The 24,441-nt window shown below is 62.2% G+C and carries 25 protein-coding genes; 10 read left to right on the top strand and 15 right to left on the bottom strand.

Translation table 11 applies throughout. The features are described 5' to 3' along the window. The first annotated feature begins 39 nt into the window (after positions 1-39). The 3 genes from EJP69_RS08715 to EJP69_RS08705 are packed head-to-tail and all read left to right on the top strand — an operon-like array spanning position 40 to position 2,712. Positions 40-789 carry an electron transfer flavoprotein subunit beta/FixA family protein gene (locus EJP69_RS08715; RefSeq protein WP_093299553.1) on the top strand — a complete coding sequence of 250 codons (750 nt, stop codon included), beginning with the start codon at positions 40-42 and terminating at the stop codon, positions 787-789. Positions 790-791: 2 nt separating this feature from the next. Next, positions 792-1,724: an electron transfer flavoprotein subunit alpha/FixB family protein gene (locus EJP69_RS08710; RefSeq protein ID WP_126469464.1), complete on the top strand. Its 933-nt coding sequence runs from the start codon at positions 792-794 to the stop codon at positions 1,722-1,724. Between the two features lie 16 nt (positions 1,725-1,740). Then, positions 1,741-2,712, top strand: a complete 972-nt coding sequence (locus tag EJP69_RS08705) for an NAD(P)H-dependent flavin oxidoreductase (protein WP_093207432.1) — start codon at positions 1,741-1,743, stop codon at positions 2,710-2,712. An 849-nt stretch (positions 2,713-3,561) separates the two neighbouring features. On the opposite strand, the gene EJP69_RS08695 is transcribed toward EJP69_RS08705, so the two are convergent. The 4 genes from EJP69_RS08695 to EJP69_RS08680 all read right to left on the bottom strand — a co-directional run bounded on the left by EJP69_RS08695 (position 3,562) and on the right by EJP69_RS08680 (position 9,168). After that, positions 3,562-4,458 carry an HNH endonuclease gene (locus tag EJP69_RS08695; protein WP_126469460.1) on the bottom strand — a complete coding sequence of 299 codons (897 nt, stop codon included), beginning with the start codon at positions 4,456-4,458 and terminating at the stop codon, positions 3,562-3,564. Next, positions 4,455-5,963 carry an AAA family ATPase gene (locus tag EJP69_RS08690; RefSeq protein WP_126469458.1) on the bottom strand — a complete coding sequence of 503 codons (1,509 nt, stop codon included), beginning with the start codon at positions 5,961-5,963 and terminating at the stop codon, positions 4,455-4,457. Before EJP69_RS08690 ends, EJP69_RS08695 begins: the two co-directional genes overlap by 4 nt. A 221-nt stretch (positions 5,964-6,184) precedes the next feature. Beyond that, the gene (locus tag EJP69_RS08685) at positions 6,185-7,972 is read right to left on the bottom strand and encodes an ATP-binding protein (protein ID WP_126469456.1); all 1,788 of its coding nucleotides are present in this window, start codon (positions 7,970-7,972) and stop codon (positions 6,185-6,187) included. After that, positions 7,972-9,168 (bottom strand): SIR2 family protein, encoded by a 1,197-nt coding sequence (locus EJP69_RS08680; protein WP_126469454.1) that lies wholly within the window; start codon positions 9,166-9,168, stop codon positions 7,972-7,974. The genes EJP69_RS08685 and EJP69_RS08680 overlap by 1 nt, the downstream gene beginning before the upstream one ends. Positions 9,169-9,658: 490 nt before the next feature. On the opposite strand from EJP69_RS08680, the gene EJP69_RS08675 reads away from it, so the two are divergent. Genes EJP69_RS08675 through EJP69_RS08665 form a run of 3 tightly spaced genes read left to right on the top strand, consistent with a single transcriptional unit; the run spans position 9,659 to position 12,631 of the window. After that, positions 9,659-10,246 (top strand): TRAP transporter small permease, encoded by a 588-nt coding sequence (locus tag EJP69_RS08675; protein WP_126469452.1) that lies wholly within the window; start codon positions 9,659-9,661, stop codon positions 10,244-10,246. Beyond that, complete coding sequence (locus EJP69_RS08670; protein WP_126469450.1) at positions 10,243-11,541, top strand: TRAP transporter large permease; 1,299 nt, start codon at positions 10,243-10,245, stop codon at positions 11,539-11,541. The genes EJP69_RS08675 and EJP69_RS08670 overlap by 4 nt, the downstream gene beginning before the upstream one ends. Positions 11,542-11,593: 52 nt before the next feature. Continuing rightward, a complete protein-coding gene (locus EJP69_RS08665) occupies positions 11,594-12,631 on the top strand; it encodes a DctP family TRAP transporter solute-binding subunit (RefSeq protein WP_093207420.1) in 1,038 nt (345 codons plus the stop codon). A 31-nt stretch (positions 12,632-12,662) separates the two neighbouring features. On the opposite strand, the gene EJP69_RS08660 is transcribed toward EJP69_RS08665, so the two are convergent. After that, the gene (locus EJP69_RS08660; protein ID WP_126469448.1) at positions 12,663-13,628 is read right to left on the bottom strand and encodes a GlxA family transcriptional regulator; all 966 of its coding nucleotides are present in this window, start codon (positions 13,626-13,628) and stop codon (positions 12,663-12,665) included. Positions 13,629-13,749: 121 nt separating this feature from the next. On the opposite strand from EJP69_RS08660, the gene EJP69_RS08655 reads away from it, so the two are divergent. Beyond that, on the top strand, positions 13,750-14,589 hold the full coding sequence (locus tag EJP69_RS08655) for a dienelactone hydrolase family protein (protein WP_126469446.1): 840 nt from the start codon (positions 13,750-13,752) through the stop codon (positions 14,587-14,589). 245 nt (positions 14,590-14,834) lie between these two features. After that, complete coding sequence (locus EJP69_RS08650) at positions 14,835-15,914, top strand: nucleoside hydrolase (protein WP_240652093.1); 1,080 nt, start codon at positions 14,835-14,837, stop codon at positions 15,912-15,914. Positions 15,915-16,164: 250 nt separating this feature from the next. Here EJP69_RS08650 and EJP69_RS08645 read toward each other — a convergent pair whose 3' ends face one another. After that, a complete protein-coding gene (locus tag EJP69_RS08645) occupies positions 16,165-16,527 on the bottom strand; it encodes a DUF695 domain-containing protein (protein ID WP_170217077.1) in 363 nt (120 codons plus the stop codon). Here EJP69_RS08645 and EJP69_RS29435 point away from each other — a divergent pair. Next, positions 16,526-16,774: a hypothetical protein gene (locus tag EJP69_RS29435; protein WP_170217076.1), complete on the top strand. Its 249-nt coding sequence runs from the start codon at positions 16,526-16,528 to the stop codon at positions 16,772-16,774. The two genes, EJP69_RS08645 and EJP69_RS29435, sit on opposite strands and share 2 nt — an antisense overlap. Before the next feature lie 263 nt (positions 16,775-17,037). Here EJP69_RS29435 and EJP69_RS08635 read toward each other — a convergent pair whose 3' ends face one another. The 5 genes from EJP69_RS08635 to EJP69_RS08615 form a co-directional block, all read right to left on the bottom strand. Further along, complete coding sequence (locus EJP69_RS08635; RefSeq protein WP_126469440.1) at positions 17,038-17,271, bottom strand: hypothetical protein; 234 nt, start codon at positions 17,269-17,271, stop codon at positions 17,038-17,040. A gap of 88 nt (positions 17,272-17,359) precedes the next feature. After that, entirely contained in the window at positions 17,360-17,644 is a 285-nt protein-coding gene (locus EJP69_RS08630) for a hypothetical protein (RefSeq protein WP_126469438.1), read from the bottom strand. 32 nt (positions 17,645-17,676) lie between these two features. After that, positions 17,677-18,180, bottom strand: a complete 504-nt coding sequence (locus EJP69_RS08625) for a DUF3806 domain-containing protein (protein WP_240652092.1) — start codon at positions 18,178-18,180, stop codon at positions 17,677-17,679. A 200-nt stretch (positions 18,181-18,380) separates the two neighbouring features. Further along, positions 18,381-18,818, bottom strand: a complete 438-nt coding sequence (locus EJP69_RS08620) for a hypothetical protein (RefSeq protein ID WP_126469436.1) — start codon at positions 18,816-18,818, stop codon at positions 18,381-18,383. A gap of 526 nt (positions 18,819-19,344) precedes the next feature. Further along, positions 19,345-19,788, bottom strand: a complete 444-nt coding sequence (locus EJP69_RS08615; RefSeq protein ID WP_126469434.1) for a surface-adhesin E family protein — start codon at positions 19,786-19,788, stop codon at positions 19,345-19,347. Positions 19,789-19,976: 188 nt separating this feature from the next. Between EJP69_RS08615 and EJP69_RS08610 the strand changes: the two genes are divergently transcribed. After that, on the top strand, positions 19,977-21,041 hold the full coding sequence (locus EJP69_RS08610) for an alpha/beta hydrolase family protein (protein ID WP_240652091.1): 1,065 nt from the start codon (positions 19,977-19,979) through the stop codon (positions 21,039-21,041). Positions 21,042-21,150: 109 nt separating this feature from the next. On the opposite strand, the gene EJP69_RS08605 is transcribed toward EJP69_RS08610, so the two are convergent. The 4 genes from EJP69_RS08605 to EJP69_RS08590 all read right to left on the bottom strand — a co-directional run bounded on the left by EJP69_RS08605 (position 21,151) and on the right by EJP69_RS08590 (position 24,343). Then, positions 21,151-21,888: an amino acid ABC transporter ATP-binding protein gene (locus EJP69_RS08605; protein ID WP_093207394.1), complete on the bottom strand. Its 738-nt coding sequence runs from the start codon at positions 21,886-21,888 to the stop codon at positions 21,151-21,153. Between the two features lie 40 nt (positions 21,889-21,928). After that, a complete protein-coding gene (locus tag EJP69_RS08600; RefSeq protein ID WP_093207392.1) occupies positions 21,929-22,618 on the bottom strand; it encodes an amino acid ABC transporter permease in 690 nt (229 codons plus the stop codon). Position 22,619: 1 nt separating this feature from the next. Next, positions 22,620-23,345: an amino acid ABC transporter permease gene (locus EJP69_RS08595; RefSeq protein WP_093207389.1), complete on the bottom strand. Its 726-nt coding sequence runs from the start codon at positions 23,343-23,345 to the stop codon at positions 22,620-22,622. Positions 23,346-23,443: 98 nt separating this feature from the next. After that, the gene (locus tag EJP69_RS08590; RefSeq protein WP_093207387.1) at positions 23,444-24,343 is read right to left on the bottom strand and encodes an amino acid ABC transporter substrate-binding protein; all 900 of its coding nucleotides are present in this window, start codon (positions 24,341-24,343) and stop codon (positions 23,444-23,446) included. Positions 24,344-24,441 lie beyond the last annotated feature (98 nt).

Genomic DNA, 24,441 nt, shown 5'->3' with positions numbered 1-24,441 from the left:
CCTCATTTCTTCTCTTCTTCGTCATTCAAAGGAACAGCCATGAAGGTTCTGGTGCCCGTCAAACGGGTCGTCGATTACAACGTGAAGGTGCGCGTGAAGAGCGACGGCACCGGAGTGGACATTGCCAACGTCAAGATGAGCATGAACCCCTTCGACGAGATCGCCGTTGAAGAAGCGGTGCGGCTGAAGGAAAAGGGCGTGGTCACCGAAGTCATCGCCGTGTCCTGCGGCGACGCCAAGAGCCAGGAAACCCTGCGCACCGCCATGGCCATCGGCGCCGACCGCGGCATCCTGGTGGAAACCTCCGAAGAACTGCAGCCCCTGGCCGTGGCCAAGCTGCTGAAGGCGCTGGTCGACAAGGAACAGCCCCAGCTGGTCATCCTCGGCAAGCAGGCCATCGACGACGATGCCAACCAGACCGGCCAGATGCTGGCTGCGCTGGCCGATCTGCCGCAAGCCACCTTCGCCTCGAAGGTCGAAGTCGCTGGCGACAAGGCCACCGTCACCCGTGAAGTCGACGGCGGCCTGGAGACCGTGGCGCTCACGTTGCCCGCAGTCATCACCACCGACCTGCGCCTTAACGAGCCGCGCTACGTGACGCTGCCCAACATCATGAAGGCCAAGAAGAAGCAGCTCGACACGGTCAAGCCCGAGGACCTGGGCGTGGACGTGAAGCCGCGCCTGAAGACGCTGAAGGTCGCTGAGCCGCCGAAGCGCGGTGCCGGCATCAAGGTGCCTGACGTTGCAACGCTGGTGGACAAACTGAAGAACGAAGCGAAGGTGATCTGAACATGACCGCACTTGTTATTGCCGAACACGACCACGCGACCGTCAAGCCCGCGACCCTGAACACCGTGACCGCGGCGCTGGCTTGCGGTGGTGATGTCCATGTGCTGGTGGCTGGCGCCAATGCCGCCGAAGCAGCCAAGGCAGCCGCCCAGATCGCCGGTGTCTCCAAGGTCATCGCAGCCGACAGCCCGAGCCTGGCCGAGAACCTCGCCGAGAACGTCGCCGCCCAGGTGCTGGCGATTGCTGGCAACTACAGCCACATCCTGTTCCCCTCGACCGCCAACGGCAAGAATGTCGCGCCTCGCGTGGCTGCCAAGCTCGATGTGGCCCAGATCAGCGACATCACGGCCGTGGTGAGCGCCGACACCTTCGAGCGTCCGATCTACGCGGGCAATGCCATTGCTACCGTGCAGAGCAGTGATGCGACCAAGGTCATTACCGTTCGCACGACCGGCTTCGACGCGGCAGCAGCCACGGGTGGCAGCGCAGCCGTGGAAACGGCCGCAGGCGTAGCCGACAGCGGCAAGAGCAGCTTCGTGGGCCGCGAAGTCACCAAGAGCGAGCGCCCCGAACTGACGGCAGCCAAGATCATCGTCTCGGGCGGCCGTGCGCTGGGCAGCGCCGAGAAGTTCACCGAAGTGATGGCGCCCCTGGCGGACAAGCTCAACGCCGGTCTCGGCGCCAGCCGTGCAGCCGTCGACGCGGGCTATGCCCCCAACGACTGGCAAGTCGGCCAGACCGGCAAGATCGTCGCCCCCCAGCTGTACATCGCAGCAGGCATCTCGGGCGCGATCCAGCATCTGGCCGGCATGAAGGATTCCAAGGTGATCGTGGCGATCAACAAGGACGAAGAAGCTCCGATCTTCTCGGTGGCCGACTACGGCCTCGTGGCCGACCTGTTCACGGCCGTGCCGGAACTGGTGAAGGCGCTGTAAGCGAGAGGCCGCGACGATGAAGACCCGCATCACCGAACTGCTGGGCATCCGCTACCCGATCATCCAGGGCGGCATGCAATGGGTGGGCCGCGCCGAGCTGGCGTCGGCCGTGTCGAACGCCGGGGGCCTCGGCATCGTCACCGCGCTCACGCAGCCCACGCCCGACGACCTGCGCCGCGAGATCGAGCGCACGCGCACGATGACCGACAAGCCCTTCGGCGTGAACCTCACGATCCTGCCGGCTGTGAAGCCGCCGCCCTATGCGGAGTACGTGCAGGCCATCATCGACAGCGGCGTGAAGATCGTCGAGACCGCGGGCAACAGCCCGAAGGACTTCATCGCAGCGCTGAAGGAGCACGGCGTGAAGATCGTCCACAAGTGCACCTCGGTGCGCCATGCGCTCTCGGCGGAGCGCAACGGCGTCGATGCGGTGTCGGTGGACGGCTTCGAGTGCGCGGGGCATCCGGGCGAGGACGACGTGCCCGGCCTGGTGCTGCTGCCGGTGGCGGCGCGCAAGCTGCGCATTCCGATCATCGCGTCGGGCGGCATCGCCGACGGGCGCGGCATGGCGGCGGCGCTGGCACTGGGCGCCGAAGGCATCAACATGGGCACGCGCTTCTGCGTGACCAAGGAGGCGCCGATCCACGACAACATCAAGCAGGCACTGGTGGAAGCGACCGAGCGCGACACCAAGCTGATGTTCCGCACCCTGCACAACACGGCGCGCGTGTTCCGCAACGCCATCTCCGAAGAAGTGGTGGCCACCGAGAACCGTCCGGGCGGCTGCGAGTTCGAGGACGTGCGCCCGCTGGTGGCCGGCGCGCGCGGACGTGCGGCGCTGGAGTCTGGCGAAGTGCACAACGGCGTGGTCTCGGCCGGCCAGTGCATCGGGCTGATCGACGACATTCCGACTTGCGCGGAACTGCTGGAACGCATGGTGCGCGAGTGCCGTGAGCATCTGGACCGGGCTCGGGGCTGGATGGACTGAAGCCCTCCGCTCACTCGCATCCGGGGGCGCTCAGGCCGACGGGGTACCTTGCTCCGCGAATGTCCCCCGGCCTTCGGCCTCCTCCTTAATTTCGCTGCGCAAGGCACCCCGTCGGCCTGAGCGTTTAGCTCCGCTGTTGACTGGCACAGCGCGGCTCACGAGGCGCATGTGCAACGCATTGCGGAAGCTGCATTAGTTCGCAGTCTGCGCGACTTCGTGCTGTAGCAGCGGCTTCTTCGCCGGCTTCTTCTCTAGAGTGAATGCCCCTGTCACTCGATGCCCCGCCAAGGGGAGCAGAAAGGCCCGCACACCAATCCACCACCCAGATGTTTGAAGGCTGCTTGCCTCGCGGCAGGTTGTCGGTGCGAAAGCGCCGATGCAGATGCGAGGTATCAAAAGGCGACGGCCAGGATGTTACGAGCACCCCGGCCGTCTAACCAAGTTCGTGCACACACCTTCGAAAGGAACGCACAAAAATGGCTACCAAGACTATAGCCCGGCCAACTACGCCGGTAGCTTCCGCAGAAACCGCCCAAGACCCGGCGGATCTTCTTGAAAACACCCTCACTCAACTCGAAGCGCTACTGTGGGTCTGCCACGGGGAAGAGATCGACTGGTGTAGCGGCGATGGGCCTCGGCAACTGAACAACCTGCTTTGGCTTGCGGCTGAACTGGCTCGGAAGGCTGGGGAGCTGTTTCAGATGAGCGAGAAGGCGCGGCGTGGGGCGCCTGAGGCTGGCGGGTAGCGGCTCTCCGACGGTGTCGTTCAGCGCACCCGGCTCAATTGCTGCGCCTGGGTGGAGTCAACTGCGCGTTGGCGACAAGTTCCACGGCGCCCAACGCGGCAGGCTAGATAGCGAGCGGCGCCGGCTCGTAAAAGCCATTTGCATGCGGGACTGCGTTGGCGGTAATTTTCTCGTTTGCGTAACCCAAGAACATCGCGCAATGAGCAAGGCCGTGCCAAAGTCGACTATCCCATGCATTGATGCCCAGGCGCTCTTGCGCCTCAGCGTAGCGTCGCTCAAGAACTCCGATGAGCGCAGGCCCCGACACCCCACCAGGAAAGTGCTGCCGCAGCTCTCCAATCAGGCCACTGACCATACTTGATGCTTCTGCGGCAAACCGCGTGATCAAACCTAATCGCTCAAGGTGCCGCTGCGCAATCTGCCCCGGCACTTGCAGGTCGCCTATGCCCGCGCAGTAGTACTTGATAGCAAGCGTACCTTCCACAATCGTCACCTGACAGTGAAGAAAAGAAACGGCCGGGTCAACCGTAAAGTAAGGATGGCAAAAGAGCAAATGCTCCTCATCAAAATCAGTTGACTTTCGATGATTGCAGCCGAAACAGATATACAGCAGGTTGGAGTGATAGACAGAGTATTCGGGAAACGACTCTTTTGGCAGATAGTGGTCCCATGTTCTGGGGTCGCTCAACATGCAGTACGCGCAACGCTGCACATTGACTTCCGACTCGGCCTTGAGCGCGGCTAGGATGTTGTCCTTGTGCTTAGAAAGCACTTTTGTTTTCACCCCGTAGCAAGATTGGAGCGCGCCGCGTTCGTCTTCAGTCCATATCTGCTCCTTCGGAGTAGACAGATCGTCTAGTGCATCGTCATAGCTATCGCATAGGTCCATGACTTTAGCCTGCACCCCCCGCAAGATCGTTCTGGTCTTCTTCTGCTTCGACCTGACAATGGTTGGGAAATAGCTTCGAACGTCTAGCTCAGCCGATTTTTGATTTCTCATCGCTGAAGATTTTTTGCTGCGAGCAAGGATTGGAGATACATGTCTGCATTCAAGCTAAGTTGACCATCAAATCGGCTGCGCACGAACTCGGTGTCTCCGCCTGCTTCGTTAAACATTCGCTCGAGGATGGTCCGATAGTCCCGATCCCCGTCGGGAGAAGCGAACACAAACCGCGTTATCTCAGAAACGCTCTCTCCAAAAGTCTGAAACGTTGGCTTCACTACCATCGGCGTCATGCGGTCCCGCCGAATCACATGCACACATTCCTTGGGCAGCTGTTGGATGACGAGGGGTGAGTGAGTGGCGACAATCGAGAACGAGTCCTGGTCTGCGAGTACTTCGTTGAGGGCTTGCAGCAGTCCAGTGAGTAGTTGAGGATGAAGATGGAGTTCCGGCTCGTCAAAAAGAATCAATGAACGCGGCCTGATCCGAGAAATGATATGGAAAATGCAATTGACGGCGAGCCGTTGCCCCGCGCTGAGCCTCTCATACATCTTTGCATTGCTCTCTGGCTTGTCGACAAATGCGTCAAGGTCGTCAACACGCACTAGGTTCCGCAGCACCCGCTTGAGCAGTTCCCGTTTTTCCTGCGGCAGATCGTCCGCCAAGATGGCACGCATCTCATTCAGAAGATCGCTCTTACTTTTCAACCGCCCCCTCGGACGCTGCAACCCGCAATAACTGTATTGAAATTTCTCACCCTGCAACTGGGTGGGCTGTTCAAACTCATCGAACGCACTAAACGAGACCGCAACTACCGAGTAGATGGAGGGCACGGGTGAAATCGAGTCGCCTGACTGAAGAGCTGATCGGTTCTCTTTGATCGCCTGTTTCGAAAAGCGACTTAACAATATGGCAAGTCGCGCCATAACCTGTGTTTTACCAACGCCGTTCAGTCCGACGATGGAGTGCATGCGACGAGGAACACCTTGCAGGGAGTCAAAGTCAAAGCTGAACTCATGTGCCGCACTAGCGCCATCGAGCCTAATGGCTGCCGAGAAGCTGCTGACTAGGCTTGACCCCCCGCCAAACTGGGCGCCAGCGGTGTCCAGCAAAACTCGGGCTTCAGAGTCACGCAGCAAGGAGATTTTGAAGCACTGGCTACTTTGAAAGCGTTCTCGCACGGCGGGCAGAAATGAGGAATCGCGCAGCGTACTCAACACCCCCTGCGCAAGGCTCACACCCACCTCCAACAGCGCTTCGTAGTATTTTGGGCCTCCGAGTGAGCAAACGTCTCTCAGCAAGTTCGGCTCAATTCGGTCTCCGCTCTCTAAACCCTGGAAAGGCCTATTCTCGATCCCCTCTCCTTGGTCCAGTTTCATGATCCTCACGTCGCCCAGTTCCTTGACATTGTCCGGTCCGAAGCCAGACGCCAACCGAAGCTGAGCCTGGAACAGCGTGTAGTACGCAAAGTCATTCCAACCGTCACGCTGAAGCACCAAACATGGGTAAGTAGCGTCGGGAAGTGAGACCGATACCCTGCGGTTACGAATAAAAATATCCATGCTTCAAATCCTAGTGGCGGCCGCGGGGCGCGCGACGGCTTGTGTCGAGTTTATTGGCCACTGCCACTCTGATTTTCTAATCGGCATCGGCGTGCTTTTTCGAAGAGAAACGACATTTGGAATAGTTGCTGCACAAGCGCTGCCTGCGTAGAACCGCAGGATCTTCTTGCCATCTACGTCTGCAAACCACATCGCGCCCTCCTGGCGAAATGTCATACCAATCAGTCTGGAGCCTCGCTCCACAGTTTCTCAAGGTCAACGTCCTCGCTAGCGGGCTGCTTATTGCTAGGCAGGCGGTCGACTTGAATGACCATCGGGAGTTCAAACGCGGTTCCCGTGACCACGCAGCATCCCTGAGACAGTCCTGGGATGAGACTGCGGGACAAGGCGTCCAGCGTCGAGATTGTGTTGTCGATGAGGAAGAGGTCCCTATCGTTCACCAAACGATGGATGAAGAAGTTGTGCAACTGCGAGACGATGGTTGGCGAGATGTCGGCCGGGCGCTGGCTGGCGATCGTGACAAACATGCCGAACTTGCGGCCCTCTTTGATGATTTCCTCGAAGAGCTCAAGTCGGTAATCCTTCCAGCTCTCGCTCTCCCGCGTCGACTGGTCTGAAAGGATGTTGTGCGCCTCGTCGACGATGAGGTGAACGGTACGGTCTGGAGGGGCGGCAACCGTCGTCTTGTGGGTGTTGTAGTAGTGCTTCGCGAACAGCAGCGGCAGAACCTTCTTGACTTCGTTGTTGCACCGGCGCAAAGACACAACGGTCAAAACTCTCTCTTCTTCAGCGGCATTCCCAATACTCAGTACACGACGCATGCTCTTGAGCGAAGACTCCACCCGTTTGAGCAAAGGCTGGATATGCTCGAATTGAACGAATCCGGCGTTGAGATCGGATATCAACTGCAGATTGACGCGGACAATCAGCTGGTCGAAATCATCTAACCCCGCTGTATCCAGCTCATCGACTGTAGGCGCGATGTGAAAGTCGTACCTACCGCCATCTGCGTCAAAATAGTTATTGCCTAGATGAAATCGGCCTTGGTTTGAATGCCAACTGACATCTTTGAGCAGTTCCTCTAGCGCTTGAAAGTTGACGCGCCGTGCGATGGCTCGCATCAAGTCCAACGTCGCAGGCCTGACCTCCCCTGCACAGAATGCTTGGCGGAACTTGCTCTTGGCGTAGACGTTGAGTGATCCCGGATTGGCGTCGTACCTTGCCTTGCCCGTAAGGACTCGACTTAGGAACGGCCGTTGGGTGTTCATCGTGGCCTGGAACAAAAGCGATAGGGTTTCTAGGTCCCAGAACTCGGTGGGAGCCAATGGAAACTTCCCCCCGGCATTAGCGCCGCCGGGTTGCTCCTGAGTCGACAGTTGATAGACCCTCTTGTGTGCGGCGGGCGCGAGTTGCTCGCCCACGTACTCACCGTTGAAGTCCAAAATGACAAAGCGACTCTTGCCTTCGATGCGCGGCAGTTTCTGGTCGAACAGCAAGGTGTAGAGCTTGGCCAGCGTGTTCGACTTCCCGCTGCCTGTGTTCCCAAAGATGCCGATGTGGCTGTTGAACAAACGCTGCCAAGGCAGCCCGACCGCAATCTCTTCCTTGAGCATCCGACCAATCCTGAAGCTGCTGTCGGCCTTGCGGTCGAAGATGGACCTGATGCGCTCCTCGGGCAACAAGTAAGCCGCGTCTTGGATCATTGGCAGGAACTTGATGCCCTGTGTGAAGCCGTGGCGGTCGAAGAAGCCAATAGGCCTGGCGTCCACCTTGCGAATGAAGCTCGCTTTGCCATCGGCCGTTTCGACACGGCTCTCGTCTAGGTACTCGCCCTCAACCATGCAGATGATGTCGCGGAAGCCGCGTCGAATCGACAGATACTCCCGGATGGAGACGCCCTTGTACTTGGCACCTCCATGGAACAGCGTCTCCTTGCTTGACTGCTCGTCGATCCTGAGGACCACCTTGGTTCCCTGGACGGCAATGACCTCACCAATACGGATGCTCATCAGGCCAAGCCCCCAGGGTCATCCTGTGCAGCAGGGGCAGCGGCTACCACGGGTGAAGGCGGAGCCGCCGCGGGCGCCGAAGCGGCCGTCTCCGGCCAGACCAATACCTTCTCATTGAAAGCAGTGAAGTCCATGTTTTCGCCGTCCAGAGCCAGGCATTTGACATTGCGGTGGCCTTTGAATTTTTCCTCCATGGCTGCACGCCCGGACGCGCTGTAGCAACAGATGAAGACCTGCAGTCCCGGGTTGGACAGAGACCGCATAACGAGATTGAGGATGTGCTCATCAGCAAAGGAGAAACCAAAAGTGATGAGCACGGCGTTGCGCTTCTCGAGCTCATAGCTCAGCAGCCGAAGCATCTGGTAATAGTGCTCCTCGTACACCGTCTCGTGGAACTTCCACTTGGTCGGATTGACGATCGGCATGCGCTCGTACCTCGCCCAGAACGAGTCCAACACATCGTTGGTAATACCACTGTTCGGCAGCTGAGCAAGTTCAGCATCAGGGTTGTTCAGCGCGGCAGAGAATGGCTCCAACAACCCAGTGGTGTCGGCGTCGATCAGGTCTTCACGACCCACGGCGCTGTAGTTGACTTGGATCCCCGCTCCCGCTTTGCTCCAGTAGACCGAGCCGTGGAGATGAATCAGATTGACCTGAGGAATGCTGCTTTGGTAGCGCCCGAAGACGCCTGCCTGGCACAGATATGAGTCGAAGTTGCGGGCCTGCACAATGCGTTTGCTGAAGCCACGCGCGCCATCGTTCAACACGAAATCGATGCGTCCTTCCTTGATCAGCTCGTCGGCTACCAGCGGAAAACATCCATCGTAGTTCGTCGTAAAAAGATTGCAGCGCCGGTCCAGTGCCTTGCGGCGACTCACCATCTCTAACACTGTAGTCAGGAAGGTCCGGTAGTTCTCGATGGTCTTAGCGCCTGCTTCTGTACTGACGGCTGCCTCAAGGGTGAGACGTTCTGCAGGTCTGATGCAAGACAGGTAGTAGTGCATGAACAGCTGCACGAGGCGTCGACGGTCACCATCTTCCTGCTCGAACTTGGTGGCAAGTTCCTCAAGAGAGTACCTCGCCTCGCCTACGCCTGTTCTCATCTGCAGCTGCAGTGTTGGCAGCAAACCAATCGATGCTCCAGAGCCAAAGAGGAAGTTGATGTCCTTGTCGTAAACGTCGCCGATTGAGATCACTGGCCTCTCTCCCGCCAATCTTGTACAGGAAATGAATGGTGCCAGCACATAGGCGTCCTGGATATGGGCAGTTCACTGGATGCCATATCTTTCTAGCCCTCAGAACTTCTGCTTATCCACCGCCCGCCTCTCACGAAAGCTCAACGGTATGCCCCCCCGTCCATCCGCAATCCGCCGCAGCGCTCGCGCCACCAACCCCACAGCCGCACTCCCCGTGCACAGGGCGCCGGGTGCTCCCCGCAGCGAAATAAGGGAGGAGGCCGCAGGCCGGGGGACATTCGCGGAGGGGAGTACCCGGCGGCCTGTGCACACGCCCCGGAAGACGCTCCCAAAGCCGGCCCCAGGCCGAGCGGCTAAGGAAACCCCCGATACATGAATGGTCATGGACCCCCTAGCATCGGTAACAGTTTCCCTGTCGAGGTGTACGGAACGCGTCCCGGCGTCCGCCCGGTGACATGGCGTTCGTGCGTGCCTCACTGACCATCCTGCGATGACAACTCCACCCGAGTCCGGCCCCACGCTGGACGCCGCCAGCCCCATTCCCCCCGACATCGAAGCCGCAGACGAACCGACCAAGGTTCCCCTTGCCATCGAGGACTGGCTCACGGTCATCATCATGGGCGCGCTGGCGCTCATCACTTTTGCCAACGTCATCGTCCGCTACTTCACCGATTCTTCCTTCGCCTGGACGGAAGAGTTCTCGGTGTTCCTCATGATCATGCTGGCGCTGGTGGCCGGCTCGGCCGCGGTGGCGCGCGACCGGCACATCCGCATCGAGTACTTCTCCGAAAGCGGCTCGATGGCGCGGCGCAAGCGGCTGGCGCAGTTCGGCGCGCTGATGATCGCCGTGCTCTTCACGCTCATCGGCGCGCTCAGCATCCGCATGGTGTGGGACGACTACCGCTTCGAGGAGACGACGCCCGGCATCGGCCTGCCCTCCTGGTGGTATTCGATCTGGCTGCCCATCGTGTCTTTCGCCATCGCGCTGCGGGCCATAGGCCTCATGATCCGCCGCGGACGCGAGACGACGCACGGCGACGCTGACGACAACAACAACAGCAAGGGCGACGCATCGTGATCGCCACCCTGCTCTTCGTCGCCTTCGTCGTGATGATGCTGGTGGGCGTGCCCATCGGCGCCGCGCTGGGCCTTGCGGGCGCCGCCTGCATCGCGCTGGCCAACAGCGACGCCCAGTGGTTCGGCCTGCTGGCCGTGCCGCAGAACTTCTATGCGGGCCTGGGCAAATATCCGCTGCTGGCCATTCCGATGTTCGTGCTGGTCGGCTCCATCTTCGACCGTTCGGGCGTGGCGCTGCGCCTCGTCAACTTTGCCATTGCCATCGTGGGGCGTGGCCCCGGCATGCTGCCGCTGGTGGCGATTGCGGTGGCGATGTTCCTCGGCGGCATCTCGGGCTCGGGCCCGGCCAATGCGGCCGCCGTGGGCGCGGTGATGATCGCGGCCATGTCGCGCGCCGGCTACCCCGCCGCCTACTCGGCCAGCGTGGTGGGTGCGGCGGCGGCCACCGACATTTTGATTCCGCCTTCGGTCGCCTTCATCGTCTACTCGGTGCTGGTGCCCGGTGCCTCGGTGCCCGCGCTGTTCGCGGCCGGCATGGTGCCCGGCGTGATGGCCGGCCTGGCGCTGATGATTCCGGCCGTGTGGCTCGCCCGCAAGCACAAGATGGGCGCGCTCGAAGCCACGCTGCCGCGCCCGCCCTTCTGGAAAAGCTTTCGCGAAGCGACCTGGGGGCTGGCGGCGCCGGTGCTCATCCTCGGCGGCATGCGCGCGGGCTGGTTCACGCCGACCGAGGCGGCGGTTGTGGCGGTGTTCTACGGCCTCTTCGTGGGCATGTGCATCCACCGGACCATCAAGGTGCGCGACCTGTTCGTGATCTTGCGCGAGTCGGGCGAGCTCTCGGCGGTGATCTTGCTGGTGGTGTCGCTGGCGGGCATCTTCGCGTACTCGCTCTCGACGCTGGGCGTGATCGATCCGGTCACGCGCGCCATCGTGAACTCGGGGCTGGGCGAGTACGGCATCCTGGCGCTGCTGATCTTGCTGCTCATCACGGTGGGCATGTTCCTCGACGGCGTGTCGATCTTTTTGATCTTCGTGCCGCTGCTGCTGCCCATCGTGCAGTACTACAAGTGGGACCCGGTGTGGTTCGGCGTGATCCTCACGCTGAAGGTGGCGCTGGGCCAGTTCACGCCGCCGCTGGCGGTCAACCTCATGGTGTCGTGCCGCATCGCGAAGGTGCGCATGGAGGAAACCGTGCGCTGGGTGGGCTGGATGCTGTTCTCGATGTTCGTGGTGATGGTGCTGGTCATCGCCTTTCCCGAGCTCGCGCTCTGGCTGCCGCGCAAGCTCGGCTACTGATTCATTCTTTCGTCCGTCCCGTCGCAGAACCATTATTAGGAGAGCCTTGATCATGAAATTCCGCCGCACCCTGCTCGGCCTCGCCGCCGTTGCCACCGCCCTCGGCATGTTCTCGTCCGGCGCCATGGCGCAGGCCGCCTACAAGCCCGAGTACAAGATGTCGCTGGTGCTGGGCCCGCCCACGCCGTGGGGCCAGGCCGGGAAGATCTGGGCAGACCTGGTGAAGGAGCGCACGCAGGGCCGCATCAACATCAAGCTGTACCCGGGCGTGTCGCTCATTCAGGGCGACCAGACGCGCGAGTTCAGCGCGCTGCGCCAGGGCGTGATCGACATGGCCGTGGGCTCGACCATCAACTGGTCGCCGCAGGTCAAGCAGCTCAACCTGTTCTCCATGCCCTTCCTGATGCCCGACTACGCGGCCATCGACGCGCTCACGCAGGGCGAGGTCGGCAAGGAGATGTTCAAGACGCTCGACAAGGCCGGCGTGGTGCCGCTCGCATGGGGCGAGAACGGCTTCCGCGAGATCACCAACTCGAAGAAGCCAATCAAGTCGCCGGCCGACATCAAGGGCATGAAGATCCGCGTGGTGGGCTCGCCCATCTACTCCGACATGTTCACCGCGCTGGGCGCCAACCCCACGCAGATGAGCTGGGCCGATGCACAGCCCGCGCTCGCCAGCGGCGCTGTCGATGGTCAGGAGAACCCGCTCTTCCTGTTCACGGTGCTCAAGATGCAGACGGTGGGCCAGAAGTTCGTGACCACCTGGGGCTACGTGGCCGACCCGCTGGTGTTCGTGGTCAACAAGGAAATCTGGGCCTCGTGGACGCCGGCCGACCAGGCCATCGTGCGCCAGGCGGCCATCGATGCGGGCAAGGAAGAGATCGTCATCGCGCGCAAGGGCCTGGTGGAGGCCGACAAGCCGGTGCTGAAGGACATCGCCGGCATGGGCGTGACTGTGACCAGCCTCACGCCGGCCGAGCGCGCCGAGTTCGTGAAGGCGACGCGGCCGGTGTACGACAAGTGGAAGTCGACCATCGGCGCGGACCTGGTGGCGAAGGCCGAGCAGGCGATCGCGGCGCGCAAGAAGTAATCCGAGTAATGCCGACAGCCGCCGCGCCTGCTCAGGCGCGGTAGCGGCTGGGGTTCGCTCCGGCCACCTTCTTCATCAAGCGCCGCAGTGCCGTGGCGTCTTGATACCCCACTGCCCCCGCCACCTGCTCGACCGTCATGCGGCTGGACTCGAGCAGCGCGCGGGCGCGCCGCAGCCTCACGCTCTGCACCAGTGCCTGCGTGCTCTTGCCGGTGGCCTTGCGGATGTGGCGCGAGAGCGTGCGCTCCGACATGCAGAACTCGCGCGCCAGCTCGCTCACCGCCGGCGCCTCGGGCAATGCCGATTCCACCCGCGCCGCGAGCCGCGCCACCAGGTCGTTGCCGCTGGCCAGCACCTCCACCGCGATGAACGGCGCCTGCGCCTGGCGGCCGTCGATCAGCAGCATGCGCGAGACAAGATCGGTGAGCGCGCTGCCGCAGCGCTCGCGCAGCAGGTGCAGCATCAGGTCGGTCTGCGCGAAGGCGGCGCCCGCGGTGACGACGGGGCCGTCGGAGCACACCATGCGGTCGGCATCGACGGTGCAGCCGGGCGACATGCGAGCGAGCAGCGGCGCGTACCACCATGAAACCGTCGCGCGGCGGCCCTGCAGCAGGCCGGCGGCATTCAACAGGAACACGGCCGAGCACGAGGCCGCGACCTGCCCGCCGGCCCTGGCGTGGCGCACGAGGCCTGCGATGGCCTTGGCCGCATCAGCGCTCTCGAGGCATTGGCGGATCTCGCCGGGCGTGTTGAGGCCGAGCCCCGGCACCACCCATGTGGAACGGTCGTCGCGCGGGCGCACGGGCAGGCGCGTGGTGTCGAGGCTCATGCCGGCGCGCAGTTGCACCGGGCCGCCGTTCACCGAGCACACCCGCCAGCGGGGCGGCGCGACGCCTGCGCGCGCGGCCATCGCTTCCGCGGCGCCGAGGATGTCCATGGTGACCGCGACGCTGGAATTGAAGGCGCCGGGCAGCACCAGCACGGTGAAGTCATGCATCTGGATGGTTGGCCGATAAAGCCTTAAAGGAGTCGAATTGGACACTGCCATTCTGATGAGGCCGAAGGTCCAATACAAGCTCCCTCGCTTTCGCACGACCTGAACGGCAAAAAGGAAACCCATGGCACAGCAACGCTCCATGAACGAAGACGATCCGCTCGACGACTTCACCGCGCGCCAGATCACGCTCGACGGCATCGAGAAGAGGGTCTACGTCGTGGGCCAGGGCCCGGCCGTGATCGTGATGACCGAGATGCCCGGCATCAGCCCGCACGTGGCGCGCTTCGCACGCTGGGTGCGCGACGCGGGCTTCACCGTCTACATGCCTTCGCTGTTCGGGCGCGATGGCGCGGTGCCCGGCGCGGAAGAAGGCATCGCGGTGTTCAAGCGCGCCTGCGTCAGCGCCGAGTTCCGCGCCTTCGCGGCCAACGAGTCGAGCCCGGTCACGCAGTGGCTGCGCGCGCTCGCGCGGTTCGCGCATGCCGAGTGCGGCGGGCCCGGTGTCGGCGCGATCGGTATGTGCTTCACGGGCAACTTCGCGCTCTCGATGATGCTCGAGCCCGCGATGCTCGCGCCGGTGGTGTGCCAGCCCTCGCTGCCGATGGACAAGCCGGAGGCCACGAACATGTCGCCAGACGAACTGGCCTCGGTGCGCGAGCGGCTGGAGCGCGAGGACCTGACCGTCATGGCCTACCGCTTCGAGGGCGACAGGCATTGCAGGGCGCAGCGCTTCGCTGCCTTCTCGCAGGCGCTGGGCGAGCGCTTCGTGGCGCGCGTGCTGCCCGACAGCGCGGCCAACACCAATACGCCGCCCTTCTTCGCGCAGGTGGTGGCGAGCCCGCACAGCGTGGTGACGGCGCACCTGATCGACGAAGCGGGGCAGCCCACGGTGGCGGCGCGCGACGAGATACTGGCCTTCTTCGCGCAGCGCCTGCGGCCGTCCGGCTCGGGCGTGGCCTGAACAAGCGGCGTTTTTGCAACACGCGGGGCATGGCCTCGGGCACGGCGGATGAAACCTCTTCGCCGTGCCTTGCGCACTTTCAGTTTCGGCCTTTCCGATGCGCTAACGCCTTGGTATGCGCAACGTTGCGGCCACGCGCGAGCGCATCGAAAATGCCTTCGCGTTCCGGTGTTCGTGCCGCGCGATGCTCTGGCAGACTGATTCGAGAGGCGCTTTCTTCACAGCGTCCGCAAGGAGTCTTCCCCATGCATTCAAGGCCCGCAGCACTGGCGCTGCCATCGCGCCTCGCCGCGCTCTTCCCGATTCTTTTTCTCGGACTCGTTGCCCTCTTGACCGCCAGCTTCATCGCCCCGAAGGCCCACGCCGCCGACGCCACGCCGGCAACGACGCACACGCTCATCATCGACACCGACCCGGGCGCCGACGACGTGATCGCGCTGCTGTTCGCCATGGCCTCGCCGGAGCAGTTGAAGATCCAGGCGCTCACCACGGTGGCCGGTAACGTGCCGCTTTCGAAGACTTCGCGCAACGCGCGCCTCGCCCGCGAGTGGGCGAAGCGGCCCGACATCGCCATCTATGCCGGCGCACCGCGCCCTCTGCTGCGCACGCCGATCTACGCGGCCGACATCCACGGCAGCGAAGGCATCACCGGCGTGAAGGTGCACGAGCCAAGCCAGCCGCTGGCCGAGGGCAATGCAGTCGACTACCTGATCCGCACGCTGCGCGCCGCGCCCGAGAAGAGCGTGACGCTAGCGATGCTCGGCCCCGAAACCAACCTCGCGCTGGCGCTCACGCAGGCGCCCGACATCACGCGCGGCCTGCGCGAGCTGGTGCTCATGGGCGGTGCGCATTTCAACGGCGGCAACATCACGCCCACCGCCGAGTTCAACGTGTTCGCCGATCCGCATGCGGCCGAGATCGTGCTGAAGAGCGGCGTGCCGATCACCATGCTGCCGTTGGACCTGACGCACAAGGTGCTGACCAGCCCCGAGCGCATCGCAAAGCTGCGCGGCCTCGGCAACCAGGCCGGCAGGACCGTGGCCGACATCCTCGACGCCTACGTGCAGCACGACATGCAGTACTACGGCCTGCCCGGCGGCCCGGTGCACGACGCTACCGTGGTCGCCTACCTGCTGCAGCCATCGCTCTTCAAGGGCCGCAAGGTGAACGTGGAAGTCGACAGCCGCGAAGGGCTGGGCTTCGGGCAGACGGTGGTGGACTGGTATGGCGGGCTGAAGAAGCCAGCCAACGTGAACTGGATCGCGGAAGGGGATGCGCAGGGGTTCTTCGATCTGCTGACGCAGAGGATTTCGCGGTTGCCTTGAGCGGTACCTCGGTTTGTTTGCGGCTCGACTCGATGAATGGCCAACAGCGTTCGGACAGGGATGGCGACAACGCTCTACCAGCGAGTGAATTGGAGGAAGGCGAAGGACTGCAGTTAGCTTGGCACTAACGGTCGCGTGCTTCGGAATTGGTTGTCCGTTTGGGCCGGGCGGTGAAGCCGGGTCAATGCTGGCCCTGGGCCCATGTCAGACATGTCACCTTCTCGATAGCGGGCTTTTGCCGCGCACCAGTCTATCGGCGAATAGAGCGCACGAATGAATCGTGAAAGGTCCATCCTGGGTCGGCGGTAGTCTCAAATTCGAGCGAAACATGCGAAGCGCGAGACTGCACGCTCCGGACAGCTTCGATGAAGTTGCTGGCAGACTCGGTGTAGTAGACCCACCTTCGCTGGTTGTTGCCCGTGGAGACGACGGCCAAAGTGGCCTTGTTCGGCGCGAAGCGCTCGACGGCGTCTTCCAACGCATCCATCGCCTCTCGTTCTGGAGTCACTGGAAGCCCCTTGCTTCCGGTATACCGCCAGACTATTGAGACGCGTTCGGGCTGGCTCGATTTCTTGAAGTCCGAGGACAAGCGGTCGGCGAATCGGTAGACCATGACCCAGCCGTCCGAGGGTCTCGTCGCAGTTGCGGTGCTCCACATTTCCACTGGAGGCATCGCCGAAGCCGCGCATGAGATTGCAAGCAGTGCAGTGCCAAGAAAACTTCTCATCTATGAATTTCCGCTTCTGACCGATTTTTTTCCCGACGACGCAAGGGGCTGGTTGTGGCCGAACACGGTCGAGCTGCCTAGCCTGAGGCAAGGACTTCAACCCAGACAACCTCGCTGGGGTGGTGCTGCCTGATGGTATCGAGAGCATCCTCCAATATGAGGGGGTCTCGCGTCCCCAATTCGTATTGGAAACGCGTCAGGCCTTTTCCCTTCCGGGCAGCGAAATCTTCCTCGGAAATTGCATCAGCGCCACACCAGACCTCCGTGGCTGAGTTCACCGCTTCCTGGAGCGCATCCTGCAGGCCGCGCGGAGTGATTGCAAGGAAAACCACGTTCTCTCCTGTTGAGATTTGAGATGAGGATTTGACTAGTGTTGGCCGGATTCTTTCCTAGCCATCACTGACCTTTGTTGCGCAACGCTCGGCCAACCAGCACCAACAGCATGCCGAGTCCAATCAACAATGCCTCCACGAGCCAGCTGTGCTCAGCTGGGACGACGCGGTAGTAGTGATGCACACCGCCAAACAGATCGACCGGCAGAAGATCGCCAAGCGGCAACAGCAGAAGGATGCCTAGAGCGATCGAGATATAGCCCATTCTCACAAGCCAAGTTGGGCGTGTCTGCTTCATGTGCATGGCCTTGGAGGGATGTCTGCTTCTGGCCGGCATTGGCCGGTCGCCTGGCGTTTATCGATGCAAGCATCTCAGGTGCTCGGCTTTAGCGGTAATCAGAAAGACGGGTTGGATTGCCGGCCTTGATAACTCGACCTCTGAACCTGACGTGCCAATCCGGGTCCCACTCTTTGTGTGCGTGTATATGGAAACCATCCTCCACAGGGGTCACGCCGAGAGGCAGCAGGTTGTCAGTAGGTTGCGCAAGCAGTTCCACCTCATCGCCAGGCTCAAGGATTACCTCTTCGGGGACCATCTCAAGATACAGCGTTATCGCGAATGCGGTTTCGTTCTTGAATCGACCAACCACTGGGTAATTTTCTGGCGCCATGGCGAAGGTCTGGTGATGGCCGAAAGCCGAGATCACTGTTTACCGCCGGTTGCTTGCGCCACCGATTGCTTGACGTGGTTTGCGAGGTCAAGGACGTCCACCGTCTCGCCTCGTTCGATACGCTTGGAAATCATCGTCAGCGCATTGACCTGGTAAGAGGTCGAACCGACCCGCAAGGTCGGGTCCGTTCCAAACTCATCTGTGACCTCACACCAGGCGAGCGGTGCATTGGCCGCCTGCAGCGCGTCGCCGAAGACCACACCTAAGGCCTGCAAGCCCCAGGTATCCATGTTCTGGACAACATGCGCGTCAACGAGCGACTGCAGTTCCGCAAAGTCCGCAGGTGACCGCTGGAATCGATGCCCGGGGCGGTGTTTCTGGAGCAGGGCGGCTACGTGCGCACGTTGGCGATCCATCTGCTCAATCTGCCTCGGCGGCAAGGCCCGAAAGGTGGTGACGCCAACGCCGCTCTGCTGCGCAAACGCCGGAAGGGCGAGCGCGAACACGAATATCCAAAGACTCCGAATCTTTGCCATCGCCAAGGTCCTTAGAGGCTGTTTGGTCAGCCTTGCCGCCGGGATTCTGACCGACAAAGGAAGGCCCGGTCCTGCCCGGTTGTAGTCGAAGGATGGCCGGAGACGCAGGGTCCGCTGCATTCCTTCTGACTTTCTCGAAAGTGAGTCTTTAACGCCTGCGACCAGTGACGCGTTGGTCCGCCTACGCGTTGTCTGATCGGCTAAAGATTAGGCCTTCCGCGCCGAATAAGTACAAGGGTGGCGCCACCAGAAAGCAGCGCGAACATGCCGTACTCGAAGCCCTGAACATAGAGGGCCAGCGCTCCCAGAATGAAGCCCAAACTCAAGCTTGATGATTCTTCGCACTCATACTCGGCCACGAGTGCCATCAATATGGCCCAAATTGCAAAACAGACCGAGTACACGAGAGTCCATTGAAGGACCCGGTCATCCGTGAGATCAAGAAGACCCAAGGGCCGCCATTCGGGCACTTGACCTGGAGGCGGCGTTCTTACCCAGCCTCGTCGATCCATCCAGGTAAGGAGATGGCCAAATCCCGGTATGCGCACGCGCTGGGCTTCTGTAAATCCGATGGCAGCCAGCAACCCTGCAATACCGAAGAACACCGAAAGAGCACCAAAGCGGTTCCTTGCTTCCATGGAGTGATAGCCTGATGTGAAGTACTCGAAAGCTCTTGGCGATGATGGACGTATTGAAGGCGAAGATGCGAAGTCTGATCCTGGCCGCATTGAACCTTTGCAACACGCCGGCCGCTACGGATACCAAACAATCGAGACCCCCTCCGCAAGGGCACCCTCATAGTGCCTTCTGAACACTTGCATCCGCGGGTCATTCAGCGCTTCAACCTCTATCGGCCGCCCAATGCCAACGTGAAGATCGACAAACCCAAATCTCGCGAGTTCTGAAACGACGCGATCATCTTGAGCAGACTCGTTCGTTTGCGCCAAGAAGAGAATGAGTTTGTGCCTACCACCTAGAGGAGGTGCTGGCCACTCAAAGTCGCAACCGCCGCCATACGTGGCCTCAACACCGTACAGAAAGATTCTGGTCATGTGAGATGCACATGTGAGATGCACGTTTGAGGTGAAGACTGGCGGTTCGCTGTGTGTGCTCGCTGCCGGCTTGGTAGCAGTCAATTGTCGACCACGACAGCACGCGCCCCGGTCAACGCACCTGCGCGCACACATGCTTGAACACGATCCCGCTCACCGTGGTGGGGCCGCCGACGGCCTTCCACTCGGTATGCCGGCTGAGGTCGATGTCGTGCACCTCCAGCGGGCCGTTGTGGCTCACGACGCGGCGCGCCTTTTCGCGCGCGCCCTTGCAGTCGTAGTCGTAGAGGTAGCGCGAGGTGCGGTACGGGGTCTTGCCGACGTCGGTCTGCAGTTCGTCATAACGATAGAGCGTCCAGGCTTCCACCATGCCGTCGTGCGGGCGGATGGAATCGCGCTGCAGCAGCACCTTCTTGCGGGGCGTCGATGCAATTTCGGTCCAGTTCTCGGCGGACTGTGCCGGCAGTGCCGCCAGCAGGGTCGCCGCCGCGCAGGCCGATGCGACGAGGCGGAACACCGCCACCGTGCGATGCAAGGATCGATTGGGTCTTCTCATCCTTTTCTCCTCCGTGTGTGCGGGCTGCGCTATCGGCGCCGCCCTGTTGCCACGGCACGAGCATAGCTCCGCGCTCCGCCCAGTCGCTTGGCGCCCTCTTTCGCGCATTTCGTCGCATTCCCGTGGAGGTTGCGCCGGCACGCGGCAACCATGCGCATTCCACAGACCACGCCGAGGAGATGCGCACGATGTCCCCCGCTTCCTTCTTTCGCCAGAGCCTGCTGCTTGCTTCCGGCCTGCTGCTGTCCTTCCAGCTCATGGCCGCGCAGGCCGGCTGGAGGCAAATCCGCATTCCAGGCGTCGCGCCCGACGACGCACCCACGGTGGTCGCGCTGTACTACCCGACGCAGGCGCCCGCACGCGCGACGGCCATGGGGCCGTTCACTGTGCAGGCGGCCATCCAGGCAGCGCCCGAAGACAAGGTCAAGGGCCTGATCCTGCTGAGCCACGGCCTCGGCGGCACCGAGCTGGGCCACAGCAGTCTGGCCGAGGCGCTCGCGCGGGACGGCTACCTGGTCGCGGCGCTGCGCCATCCGGGCGACAACTGGCAGGACGGTTCGCTGCTGAAGAAGGGCGCTGCCGCCTACTTCGGCGAGCGGCCACGGCAGGCCTCGCGGGTGATCGATGCGCTGCTGCAGGACCCGCTATGGAAGGACCGCATCGCGCGCGACGACAGGGGCTATCGCATCGGCGCCCTGGGCCATTCGGCCGGCGGCTACACGGTGCTGGCGCTCGCGGGCGGCCAGGCCGACCTGTCGCGCATCACCACGCATTGCACGAGCGAACGCGCCGCCGATCCGATCTTCTGCGGCGTCAACCGCGGCGACGCGTCGCCTTCCGGTGCCGCGAACGCGCCCGCGGTGCCGCCGGCCTCGCTGCTTCCCTCGTTGCGCGACCCGCGCGTGCGCGCGGTCGTGTCGATGGCTCCCGCGGGTGTTCCCTTCACGGCTTCGTCTCTCGCGCAGGTGCGAGTGCCCACGCGAATCTACGAAGCCGAGCAGGACCGCTTCCTGGTGCCGCGCTTCCACGCCGAATGGGTGGCCAGCAACATGCCCGCGGCCGAGCTGCGCCGCATTCCGAACGCATGGCACTTCGCGTTCATGGACACGCCGTCCATGCCCATCCAGACGCCCGACGGCAACATCGCCGACGACCCGCCGGGTTTCGACCGCCAGGTGTTCCTGGCGCGGCTGGGGCGCGAGATTCAGGACTTCTTCGACAAGGCGCTGTCGGGGGAGGCCCGCCCGCAGTGAATGGCGCCTGCTCGGGCCGGCCCTGCGCTCGACCCTGAGTCCAAAAGAAAAGGCCATGCCGTCGCCGGCATGGCCTTTTCTGTCGCTTGCTTGCTCTGTGCAGCGGCGCTCAGTGCTGCAGGATCTTGTTGAGGAAGTCCTTGGTGCGCGGCTGGCGGTTTTCCGGATGGCCGAAGAACTCGTCCTTCGAGCAGTCTTCCAGGATGCGGCCGCCCACGTCGATGAAGATCACGCGGCTGGCGACCTTGCGCGCAAAGCCCATTTCGTGCGTGACCACCATCATGGTCATGCCTTCCTTGGCGAGGTTCACCATCACGTCGAGCACTTCGCCGACCATCTCGGGGTCGAGCGCCGAGGTGGGTTCGTCGAACAGCATGACGATGGGGTCCATCGACAGCGCACGGGCGATGGCCACGCGCTGCTGCTGGCCGCCCGAGAGCTGGCCCGGGAACTTGTCCTTGTGCGCCATCAAGCCCACGCGGTCGAGCATCTTCAGGCCGCGGGTCTTGGCTTCGTCGGGCGAGCGGCCCAGCACCTTGATCTGCGCGATCGTGAGGTTCTCGGTCACCGACAGGTGCGGGAACAGCTCGAAGTGCTGGAACACCATGCCGACCTTGGAGCGCAGCTTGGGCAGGTTGGTCTTGGGGTCGTGCAGCGGAATGCCGTTGACGGTGATCTCGCCCTTCTGGAAGGGCTCGAGCGCGTTCACGGTCTTGATGAGCGTGGACTTGCCGGAACCCGACGGGCCGCACACAACCACCACGTCACCCTTGGAGATGTTGACGGAGCAGTCGTTGAGCACCTGCACCGGGCCGTACCACTTCGATACGTTCTTGATTTCGATCATTTTTTCGGACATTTCTTTCTCCGGTTGGACACTCAATCCGTCAGCGGATGATGGCGATCTTCTTGTGCAGGCGTTTCACCAGCCAAGAAAGGGCGTAGCACATGACGAAGTACACGACAGCCGCGAGCAGGTAGGCCTCGATCGGGCGGCCGAAGTTCTTGCCGGCGGTCTCGAAGCCCTTGAGCATGTCGTAGGCACCGATGGCGTAGACCAGCGACGTGTCCTGAAACAGGATGATGGTCTGCGTGAGCAGCACCGGCAGCATGTTGCGGAAGGCCTGCGGCAGCACCACCAGGCGCATGTTCTGGCCGTAGGTCATGCCCACGGCCTGGCCGGCGTTGATCTGGCCGCGCGGGATCGACTGGATGCCCGCGCGCATGATCTCGCTGAAGTAGGCGGCCTCGAACGCGACGAAGGTGATCACGGCCGAGATCTCGGAGCGGTAGTTGGAGCCCACCGAGCCGAACAGCGAGTAGAACGACGCCGGCACCAGCAGGAAGAACCACAGGATCACCATCACCAGCGGGATGCTTCGCATGCCGTTGACGTACAGGGCCGCGGGCGCATCGAGCCACTTCTTGCCCGACAGGCGCATGAGCGCCAGGATCGTGCCGAAGATCACGCCGCCGATCGTGGCCACCACCGTCAGCGTGACGCTGAAGTAGAAGCCCTTGACGACGAAGTTGCTGATGACGTCCCAGTTGTAGAAGGAAAGGTCGAGATTCATCATTTCAGTGTCCTCCGCCGCCGGCCGAGACGATGAAGCCCGGCACGCGGGTCTTCTTCTCGATGAACGCCATGAGGCGGTTGATGATGAGTGCCGAGACCACGTAGCACGCCGTCACGGCGAGGTAGACCTCGATGCCGCGCGAGGTTTCTTCCTGCGCCTGCATCGCGAACATGGTGAGCTCGGCGACCGACACCGCGAAGGCGACGGACGAGTTCTTGAAGATGTTCATCGTCTCGCTCGTGAGCGGCGGGATGATGATGCGGTAGGCCATCGGCAGGATCACGTAGCGGTAGTACTGCGCGGTGGTGAAGCCCACGGCCATGCCCGCGTAGCGCTGGCCCTTGGGCAGCGCCTGGATGCCCGAGCGCACCTGCTCGGCGATACGCGCGGAGGTGAAGAAGCCCAGCGCCAGCACCACGAGGATGAAGCTCGGCACGCCCTTCATGACGGGAATGAGCGCCGGGATCACGTGGTACCAGAGGAAGATCTGCACCAGCAGCGGGATGTTGCGGAACAGCTCGACCCAGGCATTGCCCAGCCGCACCAGCCACGGGCTGTCGGGCAGCGTGCGGATGATGCCGATGAGCGAGCCCAGCACCAGCGCCACGACCAGCGCCAGCAGCGCGACCGACACGGTCCAGCCCCACGCCGAGAGCATCCATTGCAGGTAGCTCGGATATTCCCCCCCGGGGTCCTGCAGGAAAACCTGCCAATCCCAGTTGCCCATTTGTGTTTACTCCTTCTTCACCGTCTCTACGAAAACCAGTCCCTTGAAAAGAAACGCCCACCGCGAAAGGTGGGCGTCATCACGCAGCGACGCGCCGCTTATTCCTTGGTGACGTACTCTTCGGCGGGCTTGTCGTTCGGGTTGGCCCAGGCGTTCTTGGTGGCTTCACCCAGCGGCAGGCCGATGGTCACGCCTGCCGGGGGAATCGGCTTCAGGAACCACTTGTCGTACAGCTTGGCGAGTTCGCCCGACTTGGCCTGTGCCTTGATGCTGTCGTCCACGGCCTTCTTGAAGGCGGGGTCGTCCTTGCGGATCATGATGGCGATGGGTTCGACGGCCAGCACGTCCGGCAGGATCTTGTAGTCCTTGGGCGACTTCGACTTGGCGGCCAGGGCAGCCAGGATCGAGCCGTCCATCACGAAGGCGTCGGCGCGGCCGGTTTCGAGCAGCAGGAAGCTGTCGGAGTGGTCCTTGCCGTAGACCTCCTTGAAGGTCAGGTTCTCGGCGCGCTTCTGCTTGCGCACGGTCTGCAGCGGCGTGGTGCCGGTGGTGGTGGCGACCGTCTTGTCCTTCAGGTCGGCCAGCGAGTTGATGCCCGAGTTGGCCTTGACGACGATCTTGGTTTCTTCGACGTAGGTGGTCACGCCGAAGGACACGTCCTTCTGGCGGGTGGCGTTGTTGGTGGTGGAGCCGCACTCGATGTCGACGGTACCGTTCTGCACGAGCGGAATGCGGTTCTGCGAGGTCACGGGCTGGTACTTGACTTCGAGCTTCTTGCCGGCGGCCTTCTCGAGGTCCTTGATGATGTTGGCGCAGACGTCGTAGTGGAAGCCGGTGTATTGGCCATTGCCCAGCGTGTACGACAGGCCGGAAGATTCACGCACGCCTTCGGTGATGACGCCGGAAGCCTTGATCTTGGCCAGCGTGTCGTTGGCCTGCGCCATCGCGCCGCCAGCGGCCAGTGCCGCAACCGCCAATGCCAATACTTGTTTTTTCATGAGGAAAACTCCTGAGGGTGACTGAAACAGATACAACTAAATTCTAGACACTCGCATTTTGCGTGATACCCGGACCAACCCGGTGCATACACACACAC

This window comes from Variovorax gossypii, assembly GCF_003965815.1.
GTDB lineage: Bacteria > Pseudomonadota > Gammaproteobacteria > Burkholderiales > Burkholderiaceae_C > Variovorax > Variovorax gossypii.
Note: the sequence above shows the minus strand (reverse complement) of the source record. Positions and strands in the feature narration are given on the sequence as shown.